We start from the raw sequence: 15,837 nt of genomic DNA on the forward strand, positions 1-15,837 counted from the left end.
TGCTCGGTTGTCAGTGCTGTGAAACGATCTCGACGACGGTCGCCTGCTGCGGGAACTGCACGGGCGGGCGGACGCCGATGCTCCCGAGCTCGTGGCCGGTCATCGTCACGGGCTCTTCGGCCCACGCGAGTGGCGACTGCGCAGGGTCGTGCGCGGGACGCGAGAGGATGCGGAGTGCGTACGAGCGGGCAGGGTCGAGCCCCGGGAACCGGACGCGCCCCGCCGGGTAGGCGGCGCTCGTCGCGACCTGCGTGATGGTGAACACCGCGTGCGCGGCATCCTCGGCGACGATCCCGCGCACGTCGATGCCCGGCTCGACACCGTCGACGTGGACGACGGTGCCGTCGGCGATCAGCGGACGCAGCCGCTTGGCGAGGGCGATCCAGGCGGCGACACGACCCCGGGTCTCCTCGTCGGCGGAGGTGAGGTCCCACTCGACACCGAAGTGTCCGAGCAGGGCGACAGCGGCGCTCAGCTCGAGCGAGACCGTGCGCCCCGACGAATGCACGACCGGGCTCGTGAGGTGCATGCCCATCATCTCGGGCGGCACGACGAGGCCGGTGTAGCGCTGGTTCTCGAGCCGCTCGATCGGGTCGAGGCTGTCGCTGGTCCAGATGCGGTCGGTGCGGTCGAGGATGCCGAGGTCGACTCGAGCACCGCCCGATGCGCAGCTCTCGATCTCGAGATCGGGGTGGGCCGCCTTCAGCTCATCGAGCAGTCGGTAGAGCGCGAGGGTGTGTTCGCGCACCCGCGGGGATCCGCCGGGACCGCTGCCCGCATCGACGAGATCCCGGTTGTGATCCCACTTGAGGTAGGCGGTCGGGTACTCGCCCAGGAGGGCGAGAAGCCGATCGGCGATGTGTCGGTACGCGTCGGGATTCGCGAGGTCCAGCACCTGCTGCTGCCGTGCGGACGGCGGCAGCGACGACCGGCCTTGAAGGATCCAGTCGGGATGCGCGCGGGCGAGGTCGCTGTCGGGGTTCACCATCTCGGGCTCCACCCAGAGCCCGAACTCCATGCCGAGCCCTGTGACCTTGCGGACGAGAGGATGCAGACCCTCGGGCCAGACCTCGGCATCCACCTCCCAGTCGCCGAGCCCTCGGGTGTCGTCGCGTCGCCCCGTGAACCACCCGTCGTCGAGCACGAACCGCTCGATCCCGACGGCCGCTGCCGTATCGGCGAGCGCAGCCAGGCGGTCGAAGTCGTGGTCGAAATAGACGGCCTCCCACGTGTTGAGAGTGATCGGACGCGCACGGCGCGGATGCTGGGGACGGTCGCGCCACTCGGAATGGAAGCGCTGCGCCAGCCGGTTGAGACCGTCGCCCCACGAGCCGATGACCCACGGCGACGACACGGACGCTCCGGGGGCGATCACGACCTCACCGGGGGCGAACAGCTCACCGCCGGCGAGGAACGCATCGCCCGTCACGACCCGCTCGGCGAGAACGCGGTGGTTTCCGCTCCACGCGACGTGGATGCCGTGCACCCGACCGGACTCGAACCCGAACCCGGGCCGCCCCGCGGCCAGCAGCACCGTCGCGTCTGCCCCCGGACGCCCCCTCCGGCTCTCGCGCAGGTGAGTGCCCAGAGTGAAGACGTGCCGCTGAGCGCTGCGCTCGCGAAGATGGTGACCGGTCGTGTCGAGCAGTTCCGTGGCATCCCCCGGGGTGGGGAAGGCGAGCTGCAGCGCATCGAGGGAGTAGCCGCCGTCGCCGGTGTTGCTCACGGTCATGCGCTGATGGAGAAGCCCTGCGACGCCGACTTCGACGTCCCACCGAAGGCGGATCCCCGCTTCCGCATCCTCCAGCTCGACGGCGGCCGCGTGGTGATCGACGCGCACCTCGACGACTTCGGGCTTGATGCTGAAGCCGACTCCCCCACGGTGCCCCTCGATTGTGGGCGTTCCCAGCCAGCCCGAGGCCTCGGTGGCGACCGCGCTGAGACGTGCCGTGCGGTCGAGACCGCCGGACACCCGCTGCGGACGCGCGGCGACGGCGAGGCTGCGCAGCGTCTCCGGAGTCGAGTCGGCGAGCTCCTCACCCCAGTGGACGATGACGGGCACCTCTTCGGACTCGAGGTCGATGACGACACTCGTCCCGCCGCGGTGAAGGTGGATCACGCGATCGCGGGTGGCCGGGGACTCGAGATCATCCATCACGCTCTCCTGCAGAGCCTCATTGCTGAAATGCATGGATTAGTTCTATCACGAAAATAACTATGAGCCAAGACCCGATTTCGACCCCTCGATTCCCGAGAGGAAGCCCGTTTTACTGCCACAATGGAAACAACGAGGAGGTGATCATGCTCACAGAGAGCGAGAACGCGCTCGCCGAGGCGGTCTTGATCCACGGGCCGATCTCGCGCTCGGCCCTGACGAGTCGACTCGGACTCTCAGCAGCGAGCCTGACCCGACTGGCGAAGCCGTTCCTCGACACCGGGCTGCTCATCGAGCTCGACGACGTCGTCGACGGCTCGGTCGGCCGACCGACCAGGCCCCTCGACATCGCCCCTGACCGCGGCTTCTTCGTCGGCATCAAGCTGACCGGCGACACCTTGCACGCGGCTCTCACCGACGTCCGCGCCGCTCTCGTCAACTCCTCCACACGCCCCCTCACCGCTTCCGACCCGTCGAGCGTGGTCACGGACATCCGCGCGGCGATCCACGACTTCGACGGCGACATCCGCGGCATCGGCGTGAGCCTCGGCGGCTCCGTCGACGACGGCGTCGTCGAGTTCGCGCCGTTCCTCGACTGGCACGACGTGCCGTTCGCGGCGATGCTCGCCGAAGCGACCGGACTGCCCGTCACCGTCGAGAACGACCTCGTCGCGCTCGCCGAGGCCGAGAGGTGGTTCGGAATGGGCCGCGGCCTGCCCGGATTCTCAGTGATCACCATCGGTGAGGGCATCGGATACGCGGTCGTCGCTCACAACGAGGTCGTGCGCACGCGCGAAGTCGGCGCGGGTCTCGGCGGACACATCCCGCTCGCAGCCAACGGGCCCCTCTGCGACCGAGGACACCGCGGGTGCGCACAGGCGATGCTCACGTCGGGATCGATCACCGCTCAGGTCTCCGGTGCCCTGCGACGCGCGGTCGACTACGAGGAGTTCCTGGCGCTCACCGCAGACGGAGACCCCGCAGCGACTGCGGTGGCGGATGCAGCAGGCGAAGCGCTCGGCCGATTCATCGCCCTCGCAGCGAACCTGACGATGCAGCCCGCCACGGTTCTCGCCGGCGATGGCATCGGTCTGTTCTCGGTCGCTGAACCCGCCATCCGACGCGCGATCGCCGCCGACCGCGACCCGCTCGCGGATCCCATCGAGCTCTATATCGACGAGCCCGGGTTCACCGCCTGGGCGCGCGGAGCCGCCGCGGTGGCGATCCAATCGGCGATCGCGACCCTCTCACTGGCACGCTGACCCGAGATCGCTGCCTCGTCATCGGATCAACGATGATCATCGCCCGCCCTCGTCGACACCGGCGAGCGGCTGCCGTCGTTCTCGGGCGCGGTGCGCAGCATGCCTTGCAGCGAACCACGCGAAGGTCCGCTCCCACGACGCGTCACGCACGGAGATGAGAGAACACGATCCTCTTGGGGTTGGTCACACCGACCATGAAACCCTGGCCGATGGTTTTGAGCGGGGATTCTCAAACGCGACCGTGCTCACACACGAGGAGGAACCTCGAATGCGCGGCCGGGAGTGACTCCGTTCTCATTGAAGGAGTCGACGCTCACCCACACGGTCTCCCCGTCGTTCAGCGACGGGAGGCGCAGGTGGTTCTGCTCGTAGACGAGCCAGCTGTGGTACAGGCGGTCAGGCGCGTGGCCATAGCGGATGTTGTAGCCGTGCGCTCCGTCGACGGGAGGCCAGTCCAGTTCCGCGGTCGTCCCATCGGTGCGCACGGCACGGGGCGTCGTCTCAGCGGGAGGCTCGCCGACTCCGACGCCGAAGACCCTGATGCCGCTCACCGCGAACGGGCCGTCGAACGGAACCCGATCCGCCCGCACCCTGATGAGTTGATACTCCGCAGGGGCGTCGAGCAGGATCAGGGCATGCGGGCGCTCCCGCTCGTCGTCACGCGAGTCGTGGAGCGTGACCCACTCCTGGCCGTCGATTGACCCCTCGACGGTGAACTGCGCCGCCGTATGGTCCGCATGGATGCCGCGCCACGTGTGCCCCTGATCCTTTCCCTCGACGATCAGGTCTTCGGGCGCGTAGTCGGCGAGCTCGTGATCGGCGAGGTTGACCTGGATGGCGTGCACCCGATGCCCGCCGTCCATCTCGATCTCGATCCAGTGCCCGCGGCCCGGTCCGTCGGATGCCCACCAGTCACGGATGTTCTCGTTCACGGCAAGGCCCGGCAGGTGGCCTTCCGCCGACGACGACGCGCGCGCACCGGCTCTGTAGGAGAGCAGCATCCATTCCGGCGCGATCCGTTCCCGCGCATCCACCGGACCGGCCGGCACGGCGCAGGGATAGTCTCCGAAGTTCTGGTTGCAGTAGAGGACTCCGTCTTCATCGAATCCTGCGGGGAAGAGTCCCACCCGCCGTTCGTAGACGTCATTGATGCTGATGCGCATGGTGGCGGTGTGCCACCAGTTGCCGTACTCGTCCTGCACAGTGCTCCCGTGCCCGGCCCCGGTGATGAAGCCGCCGGGCTTGGAGGAGAAGGGATTCGTCGGCGAATAGGTGAACGGCCCCAGCGGATGCGCACCCGTGAAGTAGCCGTCGGCATACGTGTTCCACTCTGTTCCCGGGGCGGCGTACTGCAAGTAGTACGTGTCATCCACGCGCGTCATCCACGCGCCCTCCAGATAGGGTTTGCCGTTGGAGAACGACGCGACGAGCTTCTCTCGCTCGGTGACCGGCTCGGGAACGACATAGTCCTCCCCCGTCTTCTCCCAGCCGCGGGTCGTGGTGTCCGTGGTGATGAGATCGACCGGCTGCCCGATGGGCGTGAAGGTGGAGTCCATCTCCACCCCGCGGATCGGGTCGTCACTGCTGCAGCCCCAGTAGAAGTACACCCGGTCATCGAGGTCCTGGAACACGTGCGGGTCCCAGAACTCGAACGTCCCCGGAGTGATCTCCTCGAAATCGTCGGCCAACGGATCCACACTGCGGAAGAACGGGGAGTTCGTCTTCCGGGATGCACTGATGATGAGGGCGTCGTCGACGACCCTGACGTCCGGAGCGTAATCGTACGGGGGGATCTTGTCCGTCGCGACGTACTGCCAGTCGAGGAGGTCATCCGAGTGCCAGAACCCCCGCGACATCGAGACGAAGAGGTAGTACCGACCGCGGTATCGAACGAGCGACGGATCAGCACCCTCCCTGTGCACGCTACGTCGCGGTTCTCCGATGGTGAGGCCGCGCACGACACCTGTGAATCTGACGTCCTGATAGCGGTATTCGAGGTCGAGCGGGTTGCAGTAGATCCGGCGGGTCGAGGGCGACGTCGTCGAGGTCATGACAGCAGGGCTCCCATCTGCTTCGCGATCATCGTCGTCGCGAGCTTGGGGTTGAGGCGCGAGAGGCGATCCATGGTGGCCGCGTCCGAGCCGATCGTCGCGCGGAAGCGGTTCTTGACGATGGCGTCGACGATCACGCGTCCGGCCTCCTGCGGCGTGGTCGTCTTGTACGAGCTGTTCTCTGCCGACGCGTCACCTCCCAGATCGACACCCGAATTCGCCGCGATGCCGGTGCTGATCGCTCCGGGGAAGATCACGGTGACGTGCACGTTCGTGTCGAGGAGCTCGGCGTACAGCGCCTCGGTGAGCAGCTTCACCGCCGCCTTCGACGCTCCGTAGACCGCCTGGCCGGGCACGGGAGCGTAGGAACCCATGCTCGCGACGTTCAGCAGGGAGGCTTCCGGGCGGATGAGCAGGTGCGGGAGAAACGCCTTGCACACGTTCATCACGCCCCAGAAGTTCACGTTCATGACCTTCTCGATCTCGGAGAAGGGCAGATCGTTGACCTTGACGAACTTCTGGATGACACCGGCGATGTTCGCGACTCCGTCGACCTGACCGTGCGCGGCGATCACCGCGCCGGGCAGCGCGTCGATCGCATCCCGGTCGGTGATGTTCACGACGTGCGCGGTGAAACGGCCACCGGCCCCCGCGAGGCGGGCCGTCTCGTCGAGACCGACCTCATTGAGGTCGACGCCGGCGACGGAGCCCCCCTGGGCGAGCAGTCTGAACGTGACCTCGCGTCCGATGCCGTTCCCTGCGCCGGTGACGACGAAGACCTTGCCTGAGATGTCCATGGGTTCCTTCTGGGTGGGTGGGTCGCGATCAGAGCGACGGGGAAGATATGTCGGCGAGGATGCGGTCGAGCGTTCGGGTGACCGAGATCGTCGTCGCGGCGTCGTGCCAGGGATGCTCGCGCAGGCCGGAGTCGATCGCTGCGGTCACGGCCTCGAGCATCGGCCCGTATCCGTGGCCGACTCGCGGATGCTCCACCCGCTCCGGCACGCGGAAGATGCGCTCGGCGGTGCCCGCGTGCACACGAGCGGTGCTGCCTGCCCAGAACATCGGGTCGATCGTGATCCATCCGCGCTCGCCGCTCACGGCCGCGGAGAGGTCGAGGAACTCCGTGCCCGACCACGACAGCTGAGCGAACGCGCCCCCGCTGTGGTCGAGAGTCGCGTGACCGGCGAGGTCGACACCGTCCGAGATCACTCCCCGCGCGGTCACGGCATCGGCATCACCGAGGAACCAGTGCGCGAGCATCACGGGATAGATGCCACGGTCTCGAAGGATGCTGCCACCGTCTTCGGGTCGCGCCTTGCCCGGCCGAGGGAAGAACGGCGTGCCGAAGCTCGCTCGCACGCTGCGTATCGCGCCGAGCTCCCCTCCGGTGATGCGCTGGATCAGCTCGACGTGGAGCGGATTGAACCGCATCCACATCGCCTCCATGAGGAAGCGGTCGGCCTGTGCAGCTCGGGCGAAGAGCATCTCCGCATCGGCGGCGGACGTGGTGATCGGCTTCTCGACGAGCACGTGCAGGCCCCCGTCGAGCGCCTCGAGCGTGATCGCCGTGTGCGTGTCGGCAGGCGTGGCGATGTACACCGCGTCGATGTCGTCACGCCCCAGGAGCGCAGAACGATCCGACGTCGCGAACGGGATTCCGTGCCGCGAGGCGAATGCGTCAGCTCGCTCAGCGGTACGCCCCCAGACCCCGTTGATCTCACCGCTGATGTCGAGCAGGTCGGCGACGACCCGGTCGGAGATGTCTCCCGTACCGACGATGCCCCACCTAGGCATCCGCGCCCTTGCGTTCTCTGATCGGCGCCACCGTCAGCGTCGCGAGTGCCACGAGCACGAGGGCCGCGCCCCAGACGAGCTGGTAGCCGCCGGTCAGCGAGACCACAGCAGCAGCGAGGGCGGGTGCCAGTGCCTGGCCGAGGTTCATGGCGACGATCGCGAGTCCCAGATCTCGTCCGGCACGTGCAGGATCGGGCAGAACGTCGATGAACATGGCGTTGTCGACCGGCAGATAGATGCCGAAGGCGAGTCCGGTCAGGACGACCTGGGCGAACAGCGCCGGCAGGGTCGGAGAGATCAGCGGGATCGCCATGGACACGGCCATGAGAAGAGACGCGACGATGATGAACGGCTTGCGGCGCCCCACGCGGTCGGAGAGCCTGCCCGAGATCGCGACGGCGATGAGCGTGAAGGGGATCCCCGCGAGCCCCAGGATCGGCACCATCGCCGATGCCTCGGCGGCGCTGAGCGCAGGGCGGACATAGCTCTGCAGCATGTACAGGTTGAGCACCGTCGACGTGCTGTAGCCGAAGAAGAAGAGCACGCGCGAGATCCACAGCCAGCGGTAGTTACGGGCTGTGAGCGCGCTCGCGTATCCGAGGAGGAACGGCTTCCAGGCGAACGGCTCGCGTTCCAGGTCGCTCGAGGACTCGTCGCGATTGCGCGTGACGAACAGGATGGTGGCGATCGCCACCATCAGGCCCAGGATCAGGTAGAAGTCGAGGCCGACCATCCCGAAGAGAGCGCCGGCGCCGATTCCGCCGAGGATGCCGCCGATGATGGCGCCCATGCTCGTCCACGAGGTCACACGCCCGCGACGATCCCGCGGCACCCGGTCTGCCACCGTCGCCTGCAGTGGATTGCCCGCGACGTTCAGTGCCAGCTCGGTCGCGGACCACAGCACGACGAGCACGACGAGCGACGGCGCGTAACGGACGGCGACGAGGAGCACAGCACCGATCAGACCGGCGTACAGGATCCAGGGAGCGCGCCGACCGAGACGCGAGCGGGTCCGGTCGGAGAGCACACCGATCACCGGCTGGAGGATCATCACGATGATGGCGCTGGTCGTCGTCACCAGAGCCAGCCCGTTCGCGCGCGCCGCCTCGAAGTCGGAGAGGAGAGCGAGCTGTCGCGTCTGCTCAGCGGTCGGGGTGACCTCGCCAGAGGCGACGGCTCGGCCGAGCTCGGTCAGCGCCTGCAGATCGACCCCGGCATCCGCCCCCGCGAAGAACGAGCCGAACTCCAGGATCTGGATCTGGTTCGGCATCAGGATGCCGTTCGTCGCCGCCCAGACCGCCGAGACGGCCAGCGAGAGCAGGAGATACCAGCGGATGTAGCGCGAGAGGGGCCTCTTCGCGTCGTAGTGCACCGCGACCGTCGAGGTCCAGCGAGACTCCTCGCCGGCCACCTGCGTGAGGGGCTCGCTCATGGCCGCGGCCCTGCGGTGATGCGCTCCCCGCGACCGGGGAGTGGGGACAGTGCATTCGACATCGAAGACTCCAGACCGTCTCGCTGTTGAGACGGTTCCATCAAAACAGATTCCGAACAACAAGGCAACCGATTGCCAGAAATGGTGGAGGGCTGGCGCTCCGAGACGTCTCGGACCCCCGGTCTCAGCCCCGAGCGACCGGGCCGGTGCTCCCGCGCACGACGAGCGTGGTCGCAAGCGGTTCATCGCTCACGGCCTCCATCGCATCACCGAGAGCCTCGAGGACCTTGCCGACGGCGCGCTCGCCTGCCAGCTCCAACTGCGCCCGCACGGTGGTCAGCGCAGGGACGATGAGCTCGCTGCCGAAGATGTCGTCGAAGCCTGCGACACTCAGCTCGTCGGGGACCCGAATGCCGGAGGCGGATGCCGCCTGGATCAGGCCGATCGCCATCAGATCGTTGAACGCGATCACGGCCGTCGCCCTGGCCGCCTGCACTCGGCGGAGCGACTCTCGCCCTCCGTCGATGGTGGGGCTGAGCGGGCCGATCTCGACCACCGCGATGCCACGCTGTTCAGCGGCGTCGAGAAGGCTCTCCCAGCGTCGCCGACTGATCCACGACGTCTCGGGTCCGGAGAGGTAGGCGAGGGAGGTGTGCCCGAGTTCGGCGAGATGAGCGACGAGTGCGACGACGCCCTCCTCGACCTGAGGCAGCACGCCGACGACTCCGTCGACCTGTCGATTGATGAGGATGACGGGTTTGCGCTCCGACAGAGCGGTGATGCGCTCGTCGCCCAGTCGGGTGGTCGCGAGGATCAGTCCATCGACACTCGGAAGCAGACGAGAGACCGCCTCTGCTTCTGCCTCCCCCGATTCCTGGGACTCCGCGATCACCAACGTGTAGCCGGCAGCAGCCGCGGTGTGCTCCGCGCCACGGACGATCCCGAAGATCACCGGGTTGGTGATGTCAGCCACCATCAGTCCGATCGTGTGGCTGCGTCCGGTGGGAAGCGCGCGAGCCATCGGGTTGAACTGGAAGTCGAGGCGATCGGCGGCCGCGCGGATCCGCTCCTCCGTCTTCTTGCTGATCCGCCCCGGCTTGCTGAGCGCGCGCGAGACCGTCGACGGATTCACTCCAGCGAGTTCCGCGATGTCGTAGATGGTCGCAGCGCCGTTGCGACGGCGGATGCGCTCCGCGAGTTCGCCGGGCAGTTCGTCGTCCATGGTTCCTCCCAGCTCCCAGCGTGTCATGTCCGGGGCTTTTCGAGCCATTCGACGGCGGCGCGTGCGATCTGCTCCGGCGCGGGCGCGACATCGATCGTCACGCCGATCTCGTCCGGTTCGAGCGCCTCCAGCGTGTCGATCTGAGACCGCAGAAGCGACGGAGGCATGAAATGGTCTGTCCTCCCCGCAGCCCTCTCGGCGAGCAGAGAGTCACTCCCATGCAGATGCACGAACACCGCGCCGGGCACCCGAGCCCGGATGCGGTCGCGGTAGACCCGGCGCAGCGCGGAACAGGCGATGACGGCACCGGATACCGACCGCAGGGCGAGCTCCTCACCCACGCGGTCGAGCCACGGCATCCGGTCTTCGTCGGTCAGTGGTGTTCCCGAACTCATCTTGGCCCGGTTGGACGCGGGGTGCAGGTCGTCCGCATCGAGGAAATCCATGCCGAGGCGCTCCGCGAGCAGACGGGACACGGTGGATTTTCCCGCGGCCGAGACGCCCATCACCACGACCGACGGGCGAATCGACTCGCTCACCAGTCGTGGACGGTGCCGTCGAGCAGCCGGTTGTAGGGCAGGTAGGCCTGCTCGTACGGATACTTGCCCGCCTCGTCGACGTCGAGGTCGACACCGAGTCCCGGCTTGTCACCGGGGTGCAGGTAGCCGTCGGTCCAGGTGAACGACTGCTGGAAGACCTGATCGGTGCGGGCGCCGTGCTGCATGTACTCCTGGATTCCGAAGTTGTGGATCGCGAGCCCGAGGTGCATCGCCGCCGCCATCCCGACCGGTGAGATGTCGGTCGGGCCGTGCATGCCCGACTTGATCTGGTACATCGCGGCGTAGTCGAGCGTCTTCTTCAGCGCGCTGATGCCGCCCATGTGGGTGACTGCACCGCGGACGTAGTCGATGAGCTGGTCGCGGATGATGTCCTTGAAATCCCACACCGTGTTGAAGATCTCGCCGATGGCGAGCGGGGTGGTGGTGTGCTGGCGCACCAGGCGCAGCGCCTCCTGGTTCTCCGCCGGCGTGCAGTCCTCGATCCAGAACAGGTCGTACGGCTCGAGGTCCTTGCCCAGGCGTGCGGCCTGGATCGGCGTCATGCGGTGGTGCCCATCATGCAGCAGGGGGATGTCGGGGCCGAACTCGTTGCGCACCGCCTCGAACACACCGGGCAGATGGTTCAGGTAGGCGCGGGTGTCCCAGTCCTCCTCGACGGGCTTCGCTCCGCGGCGCGCCGGCTCGTGGTCGTATCGAGCCTCTCCTCCTCCGGTGTCGGCCGACTGCGAGGCGATGCCGTAGATCGCCTTCAGCGTCGGCACACCGGTCTGCACCCGGATCGCTCGGTACCCCTGCTCCTGGTGGGCTCGGATCGAGTCGAACAGCTCGGGCAGCTCTTTGCCCGAGGCGTGCCCGTAGGCCAACAACCCCTTGCGGCTGGCACCGCCCAGCAGCTGGTAGACCGGAAGGCCGGCGACCTTGCCCTTGATGTCCCACAGCGCCATGTCGACCGCTGCGATCGCCGCCATGGTCACGGGTCCGCGACGCCAGTAGGCGCTGCGGTAGAGGAACTGCCACGTGTCCTCGATGCGCGACTCGTCCGCGCCGATCAGCAGCGGCACCACGTGCTCGGTCAGGTAGGCGACGACCGCGAGCTCGCGCCCGTTGAGTGTCGCGTCACCGAGCCCTGTCACGCCGTCAGCGGTCGTGATCTTGAGCGTGACGAAGTTGCGGTCGGGACTCGTGACGATGACGTCGGCTCTGTCGATGGTCATGTGGTTTCTCCTCTGCGTGAAGCCGGTAGGTCAGGCGTCTGTTGCAGGCTTGCGTCCGTCGAGCCCGCGCCAGCGCTGCCTCAGCGCGAATGCGGCAGCCTTGGGCTTGCGCTCGCGGGTGAAGATGCCCTTGCGGTTGCCGCCGACGCGGTGCAATCCGTTGGTGGTGGCGAAGTCGGCGAAGTTCCAGATCTGCTCGCCCACGAACTGCGGGAAGCGGTCGAACACCCGGTGGTACATGGCGAGGAGATCGGTCTGGTACTCCTCGGTCCACACCTGGTCCCACACCGAATGCAGACCCGGCATCGTGTCGGCGCCGTACTCCAGCATCATGATGGGCTTGCCGGTGCGATCGATCCAGCCTTGGATGTCTCCCTGCAGATACATCTCCGCCGTCGCGAGATCGCCCGCGTTGATGTACCAGCCGTAGTAACGGTTGAGGCTCACGACGTCGAAGAGGTCGATGATCTGGTCGTTCTTGAACGTGGCGAACATGACCATCGAGTAGGTGATCGGACGCGTCGGGTCGAGTTCGCGCACGAGGTCCACCAGGGGAGCGAAGTACTCGCGCGCGCCGTCCTCGTTCGAGGCCGGCTCGTTGGCGATGCACCACAGCACCACCGACGGGTGGTTCTTGTCACGCCCGATCAGCTCGCGCAGGTGCTGTGCGTGCGCAGCCTGCGTCTCCGCCCCGGCGTACTGCTCCGAGAAGGTGGGGAACGGCGGGGTGCCGCTGAGACCGCCGACCACGCCCATGTTGAGACCCACGGCCGCGGTCTCGTCGATCACGAGGATGCCGTGGCGGTCGGCGAAGTCGAGGACGTCCTCGGCGTAGGGGTAGTGCGAGGTGCGGAACGAGTTCGCACCCGTCCACTCCATCAGCTGGAAGTCGTGCACCATGTAGGCGTCGTCGTGACCCTTGCCACGCACGAACGTGTCTTCGTGCTTGCCGAATCCGGTGAAGTAGAACGGCTCGCCGTTCACGAGGAACTCCTCGCCTCGAACCGCGACCGTTCGCACACCTACTGCCAGGGAGTAGGTGTCGAGCACGTCCTCTCCGTCGACGGCCTCGACCGTCAGCTCGTAGAGGTACGCGGCGCCCGGCTTCCAGAGCACGACGTCTGCGATCTCGAGACGACCCTCCGGGCCGGACGACGTCGCCACGACACTGCCTGCGGCATCCGCCAGGCTGACGCGCACGTGGGCACCGCCGACGGTCTCGACGCGGTAGTCGACGAGACCGGTGGTGCCCTCGAAGGTCGTCACCACAGTGACGTCGTCAACGTGCACCTGCGGCAGTGAGTACAGCGACACCGATCGCGCGAGCCCCGCGTAGTTGTAGAAGTCGTGGAAGTAGGTCTGGGTCTTGGCGCCGGTCATGCCGACTTCGATCTTGCCCGGCGGGATGGTGGTGTTCGTGAGGTCGGGGCTCACGGCCACCGTGAGCCGGAAGGCGGTGCCCGGCTTCACGACTTCGGTGACGTCGATGTCGAACGGCGTGTACCCGCCGACGTGTCCACCGACGAGCCGGTCGTCGACGTAGACCTTCGCCGAGTGCGTGGCGGCGTCGAAACGCAGGAGGATCCGCTCCCCCGCCCAACCGCGCGGCACCTGCACCGACCGCTGGTAATAGACCCAGCCGACGTGGTCGCGGATCGCCGGATCGGTGAAGAGGTCGTTGTAACTCGCCGGGACGGCTGCTTCGAGAGGCGTATCGAGAGCGGCGAGCCAGGGCTCCTCCGGGAGGCGGGAGTCGATCCCGAACTTCCAGACGCCGTCGAGCTTGACGAGGTCACGGGTCGCGGTGGCGATGGGCTTGAGCATCAAGGGCCTTTCGTGCGCTTCTTTGCGTTCTTGATTTCAGTACAGCAGAGTTCGAGGTAAATGGCAACCGATTGCCAGTCAGATGGTCTCGCCCGCATCAGCCAGAAGGGTGCTGCCGGTCATCACCGTCGAGAGGTCGCTCGCGCAGAACAGCACCACCCGTGCGATGTCGTCGGGCGTCCCCTGGCGACCGATCAGGCTCTGCGACATGGCCGCAGGCATGGTGGCGGGATCGATGCCCGCGGCAGCCATCTGCTCGATCGCCGCGGCCGCCATCGCCATGTTGCCCTCCGTGGGCACGTAGCTGGGGGCGACGCCGAGCACGCGGATGCCCTGGGGGGCGAGCTCGAGGGCGAGCTGCTTCGTGAGCCCCCGCACCGCATGCTTCGACGAGACGTAGGCCGACAGGCCGGGCGCAGTCCCGCGGAAGCCCGCGGTCGAGACGATGTTGACGATCACGCCACCCTGCGGCATCCGACGGGCCGCCTCGCGCGCGCCGTTGCGCACACCTCGGGTGTTGACCGCGAAGACCTGCTCCCAGGTCTCGTCGCTCATCTCGAGCAGCGACTGGCTGGGGAAGATCCCGGCGTTGTTCACCCAGATGTCCGGGGCACCGACCTCAGCCGCCGCGGCGTCGGTCGCTGCAGACACCGACGCCGAGTCGGTCACATCCATTCGCACGCCCACCGTCCGCACCGAGAAACGCTCGCCGATCTCGCCCGCCGCCGCGCGAGAGCGACCCTCGTCGAGGTCGGCGATCACGATGCTCGCACCGGCCTCGGCGAGCCGATCCGCGATGGCACGGCCGAGGCCCTGAGCGCCGCCGGTGATGAGCGCGGTGCGTCCTGTCAGATCGGTCAGCGAGGCGAGGGGGGTCGACGAGACATCGGGGAAGGGAAAGGACATCATTGCTCCGTTTCGAAGGGGTGATGCTCAGCGGACGCTGCGCACCGAGAGGGTGATGAGGAGACCGCCGGCGAAGGCGAGCGCGGCAGCGAGGAGGTACAGCGCGGTGAAGTTCTCGGCGCCGGCACCGGCGCCGGCGCCGATGGCCAGCACCGCCCCGCCCAGCACCGGCGCGAAGACGCCGGGGATCTTCTGCGCGAACAGGGCGATGGCCATGTAACGACCCGCTTCGCGCTCGCGATCGGGGAGCACGTCGAGCAGCAGCGCCTGAGCCACGGCCGAGAAAGTGGCGATGCCGAGGGAGTTCAGCAGGGTGCCGACCATGAGCGTCGGCAGGTCGTGGGCGAACGCCGAGACGCTGCATCCCGCAGCGAAGAGAGCGGAACCCGTGAGGATGAACGGCTTGCGCCTGCCCACCCGATCGCTCAGCCATCCGCCCCCGAGGGAGCCGAGGGTGGCCGTGACGATGCTCGACGCCGAGACGATCGCGAGCACTCCCGCGACATCCGGCACGCGCAGCTCGAGGCGCTGGGCGACGAAGAACACGGTGAAGCTGGTGGTGAGGGTCAGCCCGGAGAAGAAGATGAAGCGTCCGAGCCAGTTCCACGCGAAGTCCGGCGCGTTGCGCGGATCGAAGCCGTAACTCCGCAGCAGTCCACCGACGGTCAGCCGCCGCTCGATCACCATCCCCCGGCTGTCGGGGTCGCGCACGACAGCGAGGAACGCTACCACCAGCACCACACCGATCGCGGCCGGGAGCGCGAACACGACGAGCACCTGATCGCGGAAGAATCCGACGAGGATGATCCCGATGACGGGCGCGACCTGCATCGTGACACCGGTGAGTCCGGATACGCGTCCGCGCTGATGCGGCGGCAGACGGTCCGCCTGCCAGTTGCCGAGCGAGGCTGCCGCTGTTCCCCAGCCGACGGTCGACAGCGTCCATCCGATCGTGAGCACGACGAGACTCGGCGCGAGGGCCATGACGGGCACCGAAGCCGCGCCGATCAGCAGACCGATCACGGTGAACGGACGCCGTCGCCCCCAGCGACTGCGCAGACGATCGCTGAGGATGCCGGTGAGAGGGGCGAGCACGAGAGTGGCTGCCGAGCCGACGGCCAGGACGATGCCGAGGGCTTCGGTGCGCCCGGGCGCCAACTGGTCGAGACGCACCGCCAGCGAGTAAGCCATCGGCACGATCATCGCCATGCCGGCCCCGAACGTCGCGGCGACGAGCAGGACGATCGACCACGCCGAGACGGCTGCCTGCCCGGCCCCCGCGCCGTCGGGCGCGGGGGTCAGGGAGGGTGGCTGCGGAAGCGCGAGGTTGCCCTCCGGAACGCGCCCCGCAGCCTCCGCAGCGCTCTCGCCCTGGGGATCGTCGACGTCGACGGTCATCTGCTCGGCCTCTGTG

At 67.6% G+C, this 15,837-nt stretch carries 12 protein-coding genes; 1 reads left to right on the forward strand and 11 read right to left on the reverse strand.

What is annotated here, in order from left to right:
• Positions 1 to 10: 10 nt before the first annotated feature.
• A complete protein-coding gene (locus AC04ME_RS14895) occupies positions 11 to 2,191 on the reverse strand; it encodes an alpha-galactosidase (RefSeq protein ID WP_475435738.1) in 2,181 nt (726 codons plus the stop codon).
• 110 nt (positions 2,192 to 2,301) lie between these two features.
• Here AC04ME_RS14895 and AC04ME_RS14900 point away from each other — a divergent pair, with 110 nt between their 5' ends.
• On the forward strand, positions 2,302 to 3,417 hold the full coding sequence (locus AC04ME_RS14900; protein ID WP_475435740.1) for an ROK family protein: 1,116 nt from the start codon (positions 2,302 to 2,304) through the stop codon (positions 3,415 to 3,417).
• A gap of 245 nt (positions 3,418 to 3,662) precedes the next feature.
• On the opposite strand, the gene AC04ME_RS14905 is transcribed toward AC04ME_RS14900, so the two are convergent.
• From AC04ME_RS14905 to AC04ME_RS14950, 10 genes are all read right to left on the reverse strand, one after another.
• On the reverse strand, positions 3,663 to 5,468 hold the full coding sequence (locus AC04ME_RS14905) for a family 43 glycosylhydrolase (protein WP_475435742.1): 1,806 nt from the start codon (positions 5,466 to 5,468) through the stop codon (positions 3,663 to 3,665).
• Positions 5,465 to 6,265: an SDR family NAD(P)-dependent oxidoreductase gene (locus AC04ME_RS14910; RefSeq protein WP_079113520.1), complete on the reverse strand. Its 801-nt coding sequence runs from the start codon at positions 6,263 to 6,265 to the stop codon at positions 5,465 to 5,467. Before AC04ME_RS14910 ends, AC04ME_RS14905 begins: the two co-directional genes overlap by 4 nt.
• Positions 6,266 to 6,293: 28 nt before the next feature.
• Complete coding sequence (locus AC04ME_RS14915; RefSeq protein WP_079113521.1) at positions 6,294 to 7,265, reverse strand: Gfo/Idh/MocA family protein; 972 nt, start codon at positions 7,263 to 7,265, stop codon at positions 6,294 to 6,296.
• Positions 7,258 to 8,697: an MFS transporter gene (locus tag AC04ME_RS14920; RefSeq protein WP_194285960.1), complete on the reverse strand. Its 1,440-nt coding sequence runs from the start codon at positions 8,695 to 8,697 to the stop codon at positions 7,258 to 7,260. Before AC04ME_RS14920 ends, AC04ME_RS14915 begins: the two co-directional genes overlap by 8 nt.
• Positions 8,698 to 8,881: 184 nt before the next feature.
• Positions 8,882 to 9,919 (reverse strand): LacI family DNA-binding transcriptional regulator, encoded by a 1,038-nt coding sequence (locus AC04ME_RS14925; protein ID WP_079113523.1) that lies wholly within the window; start codon positions 9,917 to 9,919, stop codon positions 8,882 to 8,884.
• Between the two features lie 23 nt (positions 9,920 to 9,942).
• Positions 9,943 to 10,458 carry a gluconokinase gene (locus tag AC04ME_RS14930; protein ID WP_475435745.1) on the reverse strand — a complete coding sequence of 172 codons (516 nt, stop codon included), beginning with the start codon at positions 10,456 to 10,458 and terminating at the stop codon, positions 9,943 to 9,945.
• Positions 10,455 to 11,693, reverse strand: a complete 1,239-nt coding sequence (gene manD / locus AC04ME_RS14935) for a D-mannonate dehydratase ManD (protein ID WP_475435747.1) — start codon at positions 11,691 to 11,693, stop codon at positions 10,455 to 10,457. The genes AC04ME_RS14930 and manD overlap by 4 nt, the downstream gene beginning before the upstream one ends.
• 30 nt (positions 11,694 to 11,723) lie before the next feature.
• Positions 11,724 to 13,517 carry a beta-glucuronidase gene (gene uidA / locus AC04ME_RS14940; protein ID WP_079113525.1) on the reverse strand — a complete coding sequence of 598 codons (1,794 nt, stop codon included), beginning with the start codon at positions 13,515 to 13,517 and terminating at the stop codon, positions 11,724 to 11,726.
• A gap of 78 nt (positions 13,518 to 13,595) precedes the next feature.
• Entirely contained in the window at positions 13,596 to 14,426 is an 831-nt protein-coding gene (locus AC04ME_RS14945; protein ID WP_228385575.1) for an SDR family NAD(P)-dependent oxidoreductase, read from the reverse strand.
• A 24-nt stretch (positions 14,427 to 14,450) separates the two neighbouring features.
• Complete coding sequence (locus tag AC04ME_RS14950; RefSeq protein WP_475435750.1) at positions 14,451 to 15,821, reverse strand: MFS transporter; 1,371 nt, start codon at positions 15,819 to 15,821, stop codon at positions 14,451 to 14,453.
• Positions 15,822 to 15,837 lie beyond the last annotated feature (16 nt).

The sequence above is a fragment of the Microbacterium sp. LjRoot205 genome (assembly GCF_056175745.1).

Bases quoted from the DNA above. Each gene is read 5' to 3' on its own strand.
- manD (WP_475435747.1), bottom strand. From the start codon at position 11,693: ATGACCATCGACAGAGCCGACGTCATCGTCACGAGTCCCGACCGCAAC.
- uidA (WP_079113525.1), bottom strand. From the start codon at position 13,517: ATGCTCAAGCCCATCGCCACCGCGACCCGTGACCTCGTCAAGCTCGAC.
- AC04ME_RS14950 (WP_475435750.1), bottom strand. From the start codon at position 15,821: ATGACCGTCGACGTCGACGATCCCCAGGGCGAGAGCGCTGCGGAGGCT.
- AC04ME_RS14915 (WP_079113521.1), bottom strand. From the start codon at position 7,265: ATGCCTAGGTGGGGCATCGTCGGTACGGGAGACATCTCCGACCGGGTC.
- AC04ME_RS14895 (WP_475435738.1), bottom strand. From the start codon at position 2,191: ATGCATTTCAGCAATGAGGCTCTGCAGGAGAGCGTGATGGATGATCTC.
- AC04ME_RS14910 (WP_079113520.1), bottom strand. From the start codon at position 6,265: ATGGACATCTCAGGCAAGGTCTTCGTCGTCACCGGCGCAGGGAACGGC.
- AC04ME_RS14920 (WP_194285960.1), bottom strand. From the start codon at position 8,697: ATGAGCGAGCCCCTCACGCAGGTGGCCGGCGAGGAGTCTCGCTGGACC.
- AC04ME_RS14945 (WP_228385575.1), bottom strand. From the start codon at position 14,426: ATGATGTCCTTTCCCTTCCCCGATGTCTCGTCGACCCCCCTCGCCTCG.
- AC04ME_RS14905 (WP_475435742.1), bottom strand. From the start codon at position 5,468: ATGACCTCGACGACGTCGCCCTCGACCCGCCGGATCTACTGCAACCCG.
- AC04ME_RS14925 (WP_079113523.1), bottom strand. From the start codon at position 9,919: ATGGACGACGAACTGCCCGGCGAACTCGCGGAGCGCATCCGCCGTCGC.
- AC04ME_RS14900 (WP_475435740.1), top strand. From the start codon at position 2,302: ATGCTCACAGAGAGCGAGAACGCGCTCGCCGAGGCGGTCTTGATCCAC.